This window comes from Thalassospira sp. UBA1131 (assembly GCF_002311515.1).
Lineage (GTDB): Bacteria > Pseudomonadota > Alphaproteobacteria > Rhodospirillales > Thalassospiraceae > Thalassospira.
The window spans coordinates 117,202-126,297 of sequence record NZ_DCAO01000044.1; the positions used below are offsets into that span (position 1 = coordinate 117,202).

A 9,096-nucleotide genomic window follows, 5' to 3' on the forward strand; every position below is an offset into this window, starting at 1 on the left:
ACCGGTGTGGTGTATGTCAATTCCGTCGGGCGCAATCAGCGCGGCGAGATGGTGCTTGATTACAATCGCTGGGTCATGGTGCGCAAACGTGATGAAAGTGCCCCGGCCCCGGAAACGGTCCTGCCGGAATTGCCTGGCGTTGTCGCGCCCGAGGCATTTCAGATCCCGGTCGGGCTTGATGTATCGGGCTATTCGACCGAGCTTTCCGGCTCTCCGCATCGTTGGGATGATTATTATGTCGGCGAGAAGATCGATCATGTCGATGGCATGACCCTGGAAGAAGCCGAACATCAGATCGCAACAAGGCTTTATCAAAACACCGCCAAGGTGCATTTCGATCAGGTCGCGGCCAATGGCGGTCGATTTGGCAAGCGGTTGATCTATGGCGGGCATATCATTTCGCTGTGCCGTGCCCTTTCATTCAATGGCCTTGGCAATGCGTTCCGGATTGCCGCAATCAATGCCGGGGCGCACGCCAATCCGGCCTTTGCGGGGGATACGATTTTTGCCTGGTCGGAAGTTCTGGGCAAGTTCGAGGTGCCCGGTCGTCGTGATTTGGGCGCGCTTCGCCTGCGTCTGGTGGCGGTCCGCGATCGTCAGGCCAGTGACTTCCCGCTGAAAGACGCGGATGGCAAATATCAGTCTGATGTGTTGCTTGATTTCGACTACACGGTGCTGATCGCGCGCTGACTCGTCATAAATCCTGGGGTGGCTTAACTTTTCGTTTGGCCGCGCCAGGGTAATTTCGCCGCGCGCCTGGACCCGGTCTTGATCGGGTGAGGGCGCATTCATATGTGTTTGCAATAAATAAGACCCGATCCGCTGGCAGTTTCCTTGCGTAAGAAGGTCTAATTGTGCGATTGCTAAAAGCACGTTACGCCGTAAGTGAATGACCCGTGTCCTTCGCAGCGCCCTTCCCGCAGGGTGTTTACGGTGTCTGAGAGGTCAACCTACGTAGTTTAACGGAGGCAGTTGAGGCGTTTTGTCACTGATTTCTTTGGTTTACAAAGGGGTTCAGATTGACTCAAACCCGCTGCATGGGTAAATAAACCCTGCTTTCCCGCCAGCTACTTTGAGAAGAGGCAATTCCGCTATGAGCAAAGCCAATCGGCCGCTGTCTCCGCACTTGCAGGTGTACCGGCTTCCGATGACGGCAAAGATGTCCATCTCCTTCCGCGTGATGGGTGTCGGCCTTGCCATTGGTTTCGTATTTTTGGCGTCCTGGCTGATTGGTGCCGGCGCTGGTCGTGAAGCCTTTAACGGCTATCACGGATTTTTCACCTCGTGGTTTGGTCTGCTGCTGCTGTTCGGTTGGACGGCGGCGTTTTATTACCACGCCTGCAACGGGATCCGTCACCTTGTCTGGGATACCGGTCGCGGCCTGACGAATGAGGGTGCTGCCAAAGGCAACCCGATCGTCCTTGGCGCGGCAGTCGTGCTGACCATTCTCACCTGGATCATCGGTCTGGCCTAAGGCCGGGCAAGAGGGGACAACTTGTCATGAAGATGCAATCCGATCTGGGCCGTGTCCGCGGTCTCGGTTCTGCCAAAAGTGGCTCTTCGCACTGGTGGACCCAGCGCGTTACGGCTGCTGCAAACCTTCCGCTCGGCATCTGGTTCATTGTTTCTATACTTGCCGGGCACACGGCGAATTACGATGCCGTTCACGCTTGGTTGAGCTCGTATTTCCATTCAACCATGATGATCCTGATGATCGTCAGTGTTGCCGTGCATTTCACGCACGGCCTGCAGGTTGTGATCGAAGATTATGTGCATAACCGTAAAGCAGAAGTGATCTCGCTGATGCTGATCAAGGCGGTCGCAGCGTTCTTGTCTGTGGCGGCCATCGTATCAGTCCTGCGTATCGTTTTTGCCGGAGCCTGAGCCAATGAGTGAATCTTATAAAATTATCGACCATAACTACGACGTCGTTGTTATGGGTGCGGGTGGCGCGGGTTTGCGCGCGACACTGGGTACGGTTGAAGCCGGCCTTAAAACCGCATGTATCACCAAGGTCTTCCCGACCCGTTCGCACACCGTTGCTGCCCAGGGCGGTATCGGTGCATCGCTTGGCAACATGTCCGAGGATCACTGGCAGTGGCATATGTATGACACCGTCAAGGGTTCGGACTGGCTCGGTGACCAGGACGCGATCGAATATATGTGCCGAAATGCTGTTCCGGCGGTTCATGAACTTGAACATTACGGCATGCCGTTCTCGCGGACCGAAGATGGCAAAATCTATCAGCGTCCGTTCGGTGGCCACACCCGTGACCACGGCAAGGCGCCGGTTGAACGTGCATGTGCCGCAGCCGACCGTACCGGTCACGCCATGCTGCACACCCTCTATCAGCAGTGCCTGAAGCACAAAGCCGAATTCTTTGTCGAATATATCGCCCTTGATCTGATCATGGACGAAGACGGTTCGTGCAAAGGTCTGGTCGCCTGGGATCTCGATACCGGCGAGCTGCATCGCTTTAACGCCAAGATGGTCATTCTGGCATCTGGCGGTTATGGCCGTGCGTTCTTTAGCTGCACCTCGGCCCATACCTGTACCGGTGACGGTCATGGCATGGTGGCCCGTGCGGGTCTTGGCCTGCAGGATATGGAATTCGTTCAGTTCCACCCGACCGGCATTTACGGTTCAGGCTGCCTGATTACCGAGGGTGCCCGTGGTGAAGGTGGTTATCTGACCAACTCCGAAGGCGAGCGTTTCATGGAACGTTATGCGCCGACCGTTAAGGACCTTGCATCGCGTGACGTTGTGTCGCGTGGTATGGCACAGGAAATCCGTGATGGTCGTGGTGTTGGCGAACACGGCGAATACATCCACCTGCACCTTGAACATCTTGGTTCGGAAGTGCTGTGGGAACGTCTGCCGGGTATTACCGAAACCGCGAAAATCTTTGCCGGTGTTGATGCGACCAAGGAACCGATCCCGGTCCTGCCGACGGTCCATTACAACATGGGCGGTATCCCGACCAACTATAAGGGCGAGGTCCTGCGCCCGACCGCCAAAGACCCGAACGCAATCGTTCCGGGCCTGATGGCGGCTGGTGAAGCAGCCTGCGTTTCGGTCCACGGTGCGAACCGTCTGGGTACGAACTCGCTGCTTGACCTTGTTGTGTTTGGCCGTGCATGTGGCATGCATGCCGCCGAAGTGGTCGATTCCAAGGCATCCTTCAAGGAGCTTAAAACCACCGATGGCGACGAGGCGATTGCACGCTTTGACCGTCTGCGTTGGGCAAAAGGTTCGCGTCCGACGGCTGATATCCGTCTGGAAATGCAGCGCGTCATGCAGGGTAACTGCGGCGTATTCCGGACCTCGGAAATCCTTAAAGAAGGCAAGGACAAGCTTTCTGAAACCGCCAAGACGCTTCCCGACGTCGGTGTTTCGGATCGATCCCTCATCTGGAACTCGGACCTGGTCGAGACTCTCGAGCTTGAGAACCTGATGACCTGTGCCGCTGCAACCATGAATTCGGCAGAAGCGCGTCATGAATCGCGTGGTGCACATGCCCACGAAGATTTCCCAAAGCGTGATGACGAAGTCTGGATGAAGCACACGATTGCGACCGTGAACACCGAGAAGGGCTATGGCGTTGATCTGACCTATCGTCCGGTCAACAACTTCACGCTCACCGATGAAGTGTCGTATATCGAGCCGAAAGAGCGCGTCTATTAAGGCGCGGCAAGAGAGGATTTGAGAGATGGTAGAATTCAATCTTCCCGCCAATTCGGTCGTCAAAGAGGGCAAAACGTTCTCTGCGCCGGCTGACGCGAAGAATGTCCGTGCCTTCAAGATTTACCGTTTTGATCCGGACAGTGGCGATAACCCGCGTACCGACACCTATGACATCGACCTCGACAAATGCGGGCCGATGGTTTTGGACGCGCTGATCAAGATCAAGAACGAGATCGACGCGACACTGACTTTCCGTCGTTCTTGCCGTGAGGGCATTTGCGGTTCGTGCGCGATGAATATCGATGGCCGTAACACGCTTGCGTGTCTCAAGCCGATCGAAGACATCAAGGGCGAAGTAAAGATCTATCCGCTGCCGCATATGCCAGTCGTCAAGGATCTGGTGCCGGATCTGTCCCAGCCTTATGCGCAGCTCGCATCCATCGAGCCGTGGCTTAAGGCCGACAGCCCGACCCCGCCGGATGGCGAACGTCTGCAGTCGCGTGAAGAGCGTGCCAAGCTTGATGGTCTTTGGGAATGCATTCTGTGCTTCTCCTGCTCGACCGCGTGCCCGTCTTACTGGTGGAACTCCGACCGTTACCTCGGCCCGGCTGTTCTGCTGCAGGCGTATCGCTGGTTGGCAGACTCGCGTGACGAATATACCGGTGAACGTCTTGATGCACTCGAAGATCCGTTCCGCCTGTATCGTTGCCACACGATCATGAACTGCACCAACACCTGCCCGAAAGGCCTGAACCCGGCGCTTGCGATCACCGAAATCAAAAAGATGATCGCCGAACGCCGCGCGTAAAGCCGCAGGCTTGTTGCCCTGATATTGGCGTTTAACGCCAGCTTGTTAAAGCCGCCGAGGATCCTTGATCCCGGCGGCTTTTTCTTTTGAAATGTGACTATTGTAACAGTCTGGCAAGCATATGGCGTACGTGATCCTGACCGCCAAAGAAGATGGCGAGGACGCGGACTGTCTGTGCGTCCTCAAGGATATCAAACCAGACAATGGCGCGGCCGAGTGTTACGTGACGAAGTCCGGGTAATATTGCGTCATGCAAGGTGCCGCAAAAAGGGGTGTTGCCGAGTTTTTCGATGTCGCTGTGAATATCAAGAAGGCGCTGCTGAGCGTGGGAAATGGCACTGTCGGGGTTTTCACCAAAGCCGACATAGCTTTGAAACAGAAAGTCGAAAATCAGTTCAAAGTCACGTTCGGCATCTGCCGAATAGATGACCTCATAGGTCATGCGATGCACGTTTCTTGGTCGCGATTGCTGAAATCTGGTTTTTCATTTCTGTGTTTGAGACGAACTTACCTTCGCGCCGCGCTGTAATGATCTGTCTAAGCGCCTCGGTCTCAAGAGACTCGGTTTCGGATTTATCGCGAAGCAACTCAAGGCCTTGCTGAAGCACGGCGCTGACACTGGGATATTTACCCTGTGCGACCAGCTCGCGGGCAAAGGCGTTTTGGCTATCTGTCAGAGAAATAGACGACTTCACGGTCATTGATGCGCTCCTTTGGTGGATAGATGGTGCTACCCAGTAGTATTCATGTCAAGTTCCGGCTGTGAATTTGTCGCGCTTTGTTAATATCTGTCTTACGCAAAACCGCTAAGGTTCTGGTCTGGTTTTCATCAAGCAGGGAACGTTCGCCTTGTCCCATCGCGTTATTTCATCTGTTCGTGCTTTTGCGCCTTTTCTTGGTTTGGGTTTGCTTTTGGGTCTTGCCGCCTGTGGGGAAACTGCGCCGAAGTGGGAAGCACAGGATATGTTTGCTGCCCCGACTGAGCAAAAGGTTGACGACCGTTATCGGGCGATGATCGATTTCAAGGCCATGGCGCGCGATGCGGCGGGCAAGGAATATGCCGCCGGGCCGAATGCCACGGTGATTGGCGCGGTCGAGGAAGCGGTCGCCATGTGCCAGCAGGCCAATGCACAAGGCTGCAAGGCTGTGCGGGTCGGGCTGACCTGGGTGGATGGGCTTGATCAAAATGCCATTGAAAGCGTGATTACATCTTACCGCGATACCATGACGGCCGAGGCCTATCAGGCGGCAGGACGGGGCAATATGATAGCAGCCAACTGGCTGGCCTATCATTATGCGGTGCGCGGCGAAAACCTGCAGGAGGCCGAGCGCCTGTCAAAGCAGGCCTTGCAGGTGGCCCCGGATGATCCCGGTGCGCTCGATACCTATGGATTGATCCTGTATCGCCAAGGCCGCTATCAGGAAGCCGAAGAAGTGTTTATCCGTGCCAACAAGGCAATGCCAACGGCCGAGCATATCGCGCATTTCGCCGACAATGCGCTGGCGATGGGCAAGACTGAAATGGCACGGGCAGCCTATCAGCGCGCACTGGAGGCGGGGGCTGGTCCGGTACTGTCCCAGACCATTCAGAAGCGCTTGCTAGCTTTGGACCTGAACGGTGGGGCGGCTGCACCGGCTCAGTGATAAGTATCCGCAACAGGAAAAGAAAAAGGCCGGGAATTCCCGGCCTTTGTTATTTCGTCACTTTGCTGCGTTACGCCCAATCAAGCGTGATGACTTCGCCGTCGACCAGGGGCAGGTCGACTTCATTGAGGTTGTTGCCCGGGCCTGCGCGATCCACGATCAAAAAGTCGCTGTCTTCTTCAAGGACGAGCAACGGGTGATGCCAGACGTTTTTGGCGTAGGTAACACCTTGTGTGCCATCAGAAAGAAACGCGCGCAGGTCTTCGGGCTTTGGCGTTTCAGCGCCCGACGCGACGACAATCAGGAACTTCTGACCCGCAAGCGGGATGAAGGCCTGCGAGCCCAGCGGGTGGCGTTCCATCATCTTGATTTCAATCGGCTTGGGCCGGGGTGTGCCGCGAAAGATGCTGATGATCGGGGCGCCGCCTTCGTCACTGACATCGACGCGCGAGATATCATGGAACCGGGTCGTGGTGCCCTGATTGATCTTGTAGGTATCGCGTGCGGTGGCGGTCGAGATCACCTCGCCAAACGGGGCGAAAGCATCCGGGGTCAGATATTCGATGGGAAGCTGCATGACCCTGCCCCGTTACTTGGTTGGTTTGCCAAGAATGCGCAAACGGCTGATGCCGCCATCGGGGATCGAGTTGACCCGAAGATGGGTGACCGGACCATTGACGGTAAGTGCGGACGCATCGAATTCGTGGATATGGTCTGCCTGCATTTTGCTTTCAGGCAGGATGGTCGACCAGAACATAGAACGTGCGCGCAGCGACTTGTCCTTTTCACCATCGACAAACGCACCCTGAATCGAAACGCGGTCGGGATAGTTGCCCTTGAAGTGGCAGGTATCGACGATGATTTTTTCAATCTCGCCCGGGTGACCCAGTTCAACAATCAGCCATTCATTGCCCGGTTCGCGGCGACGACGGGTTTCCCAGCCATCGCCCATATTGACCCCGCGACCCGGTGCCAGAATGGCATTCGGGTTGCCGTAATGGGCATCCGACCAGCCAACAACCACACCGCCATTGATCATTGCGGCGAGATCGACCTGTTCGCCCTTGGCGGCCATTTCTGTCCAGTCGCGGTTCGGGCGACCATAGACGCGCAGGCGTGCGACACCGCCATCGGGATAGATGTGCAGGCGGACATGGGTATAGATCGCCTCGGACGTGACGTCGGCATAGTGATGCGCACTGGCACCAAGGCCCAATGGGGCAACGATTTCATGCCATTTGGTATCGTCGGTCGGATCGCCACTTGGGCAATAGCAGCCTTCAAGTGATGCGGCCGGCGGGAAGTTGCCGGTGAAGTGGCTGGTATCGATATCAACACCGTAAATGCGGCCGGATGTTGCCAGACGGACGACACAGTAATCATGGCCTTCGACACGTTTGCGGCGGCTTTCCCAGCCATCCATCCATTTGCCGTGATCGTCATAGCGGTCAGGATAAAACACCGCATCGGCGGTTTGCAGCATGCGCTGCTTGTCGGCGAAGAAATCGTCGGTCGCAAAGATTGCTTCTGCGCCCAGACGTTCGTCGGCCAGATTGACAAAGCGCCGTGCAAATTCCGGTGCGTCGGTGTTTTCCTGATGGCTCATGGTCTTTTTATCCTGAAATGGTCGTTTATTATCTGGCGGTCACAGGTGATTGCTGCTCGTGGTGCTGTGGTTAACCCTACAGCGCTTCGAGCCGCAATTTGGCAATGCGGTGAACCTGTGTGATCGCCTCATTGAATTCGGTTTCCGGGTCGTTTTTCACGCGCCGCTCGAACGCTTCGAGAATATCGGTGCGATGGAAACCCTTGACGGCAAAGATGAACGGAAAGCCGAACTTCTGTTTATAGAGATCATTAAGTTCGGTAAAGCGGGCAAGTTCACCCGGTGTGCATTGATCAAGCCCGGCACCCTTTTGTTCGCTTTGTGATGACTCGGTCAAATCAGCCAGCGCAAGCTTGCCCGCAAGATCGGGGTGGGCGCGCAGAAGTGACAGTTTGTCATCATCAACCGCGCCATTGACGATGGCCGCCATGGCATCGGCAAGCGCCGCAGGGGTGTCGAGGTTTTTGGCGATGCCGCGTTCATAAAGCTGATGGGCAACCCACGGGGAATGTTCGTAAACCCAGCCATAAAGCGACACGAACGCGCTTTCGGCGAGTGTGCTGGGTGGGCGGGTTTCAAACGGGGATTGGGTGGTTTCTGTCATTGGGACCTTGTGTTTCTTTATTCGCCGCCAAACGGGTGATTTTCGCGCCAGTGACGGGCGATATCGATACGGCGGGCAAACCAGACATTATCGTGGCTCTGGACATAATCGACAAAGCGCTTGAGCGCTGCGAACCGGCCCGGACGCCCGACCAGACGGCAATGCAGGCCGATCGACATCATGCGCGGGGTTTCGGTCCCTTCTTCGTAAAGGGTGTCGAAGCTGTCCTTGAGATACTGGAAATACTGTTCGCCGGAATTGAAACCCTGCATGGCGGCAAAGCGCATGTCGTTGGCATCAAGGGTGTAGGGCACAATCAGGTGCGGGGTGTCGGTCTGGGTGCTCCAGAACGGGAGTTCGTCGCTGTAATCATCGGCGTCATAGAGGAAGCCACCTTCCTCAGCCACCAGACGGCGGGTGTTGGGGCTGGTGCGGCCGGTATACCAACCCAGCGGACGTTCGCCGGTGACGTTTTTGATGATCTCGATCGCCTTATGCAGGTGTTCGCGTTCCTGATCTTCTGGCATGTATTGGTAATCAATCCAGCGATACCCGTGCGAGCAGATCTCGTGACCATCCTTCATCGCGACTTCGCCGACCCTGGGATGGCGGGCCAGCGCCATGGCGACGGCAAAGATGGTGATCGGGATCTGGCGTTCACGAAACAGGTTCAGAATACGCCAGACACCCACGCGCGATCCATATTCATAGATCGACTCCATGCTCATATGGCGGACACCTTCGCGCAT

12 protein-coding genes are annotated in these 9,096 nt (G+C 56.1%); 6 read left to right on the forward strand and 6 right to left on the reverse strand.

Annotated features, from left to right (window positions below; all coding sequences use genetic code 11):
- The 5 genes from B3Z49_RS07290 to B3Z49_RS07310 form a co-directional block, all read left to right on the forward strand.
- On the forward strand, nucleotides 1-690 hold a 690-nt coding region (locus tag B3Z49_RS07290; RefSeq protein ID WP_296989451.1), incomplete at its 5' end, for a MaoC/PaaZ C-terminal domain-containing protein.
- A 403-nt stretch (nucleotides 691-1,093) separates the two neighbouring features.
- Nucleotides 1,094-1,474 (forward strand): succinate dehydrogenase, cytochrome b556 subunit, encoded by a 381-nt coding sequence (gene sdhC / locus B3Z49_RS07295; RefSeq protein ID WP_008888453.1) that lies wholly within the window; start codon nucleotides 1,094-1,096, stop codon nucleotides 1,472-1,474.
- A gap of 26 nt (nucleotides 1,475-1,500) precedes the next feature.
- The gene (sdhD, locus tag B3Z49_RS07300) at nucleotides 1,501-1,884 is read left to right on the forward strand and encodes a succinate dehydrogenase, hydrophobic membrane anchor protein (RefSeq protein ID WP_008888452.1); all 384 of its coding nucleotides are present in this window, start codon (nucleotides 1,501-1,503) and stop codon (nucleotides 1,882-1,884) included.
- 4 nt (nucleotides 1,885-1,888) lie between these two features.
- Nucleotides 1,889-3,685 (forward strand): succinate dehydrogenase flavoprotein subunit, encoded by a 1,797-nt coding sequence (sdhA, locus tag B3Z49_RS07305; RefSeq protein WP_296989456.1) that lies wholly within the window; start codon nucleotides 1,889-1,891, stop codon nucleotides 3,683-3,685.
- 25 nt (nucleotides 3,686-3,710) lie between these two features.
- Nucleotides 3,711-4,493 carry a succinate dehydrogenase iron-sulfur subunit gene (locus tag B3Z49_RS07310; protein WP_008888450.1) on the forward strand — a complete coding sequence of 261 codons (783 nt, stop codon included), beginning with the start codon at nucleotides 3,711-3,713 and terminating at the stop codon, nucleotides 4,491-4,493.
- Nucleotides 4,494-4,590: 97 nt separating this feature from the next.
- Here B3Z49_RS07310 and B3Z49_RS07315 read toward each other — a convergent pair whose 3' ends face one another.
- Together B3Z49_RS07315 and B3Z49_RS07320 are read right to left on the reverse strand one after the other, a co-directional pair.
- Entirely contained in the window at nucleotides 4,591-4,935 is a 345-nt protein-coding gene (locus tag B3Z49_RS07315; protein WP_296989458.1) for a type II toxin-antitoxin system RelE/ParE family toxin, read from the reverse strand.
- Nucleotides 4,925-5,194, reverse strand: coding sequence for a ribbon-helix-helix domain-containing protein (locus B3Z49_RS07320; protein ID WP_296989461.1), 270 nt, complete (start codon nucleotides 5,192-5,194; stop codon nucleotides 4,925-4,927). Before B3Z49_RS07320 ends, B3Z49_RS07315 begins: the two co-directional genes overlap by 11 nt.
- Before the next feature lie 262 nt (nucleotides 5,195-5,456).
- On the opposite strand from B3Z49_RS07320, the gene B3Z49_RS07325 reads away from it, so the two are divergent.
- Entirely contained in the window at nucleotides 5,457-6,137 is a 681-nt protein-coding gene (locus B3Z49_RS07325; RefSeq protein ID WP_296989463.1) for a tetratricopeptide repeat protein, read from the forward strand.
- A gap of 70 nt (nucleotides 6,138-6,207) precedes the next feature.
- Here the strand turns inward: B3Z49_RS07325 and B3Z49_RS07330 are convergent, their stop codons facing one another.
- From B3Z49_RS07330 to B3Z49_RS07345, 4 genes are all read right to left on the reverse strand, one after another.
- A complete protein-coding gene (locus B3Z49_RS07330) occupies nucleotides 6,208-6,714 on the reverse strand; it encodes an ureidoglycolate lyase (protein WP_296989465.1) in 507 nt (168 codons plus the stop codon).
- Nucleotides 6,715-6,726: 12 nt separating this feature from the next.
- Complete coding sequence (gene alc / locus B3Z49_RS07335; RefSeq protein ID WP_120224097.1) at nucleotides 6,727-7,743, reverse strand: allantoicase; 1,017 nt, start codon at nucleotides 7,741-7,743, stop codon at nucleotides 6,727-6,729.
- A gap of 76 nt (nucleotides 7,744-7,819) precedes the next feature.
- Nucleotides 7,820-8,347: a 2-oxo-4-hydroxy-4-carboxy-5-ureidoimidazoline decarboxylase gene (gene uraD, locus B3Z49_RS07340; RefSeq protein WP_296989469.1), complete on the reverse strand. Its 528-nt coding sequence runs from the start codon at nucleotides 8,345-8,347 to the stop codon at nucleotides 7,820-7,822.
- A 17-nt stretch (nucleotides 8,348-8,364) separates the two neighbouring features.
- Nucleotides 8,365-9,096: polysaccharide deacetylase family protein (locus tag B3Z49_RS07345; RefSeq protein ID WP_296989471.1), on the reverse strand; the 732-nt coding region annotated here is incomplete at its 5' end.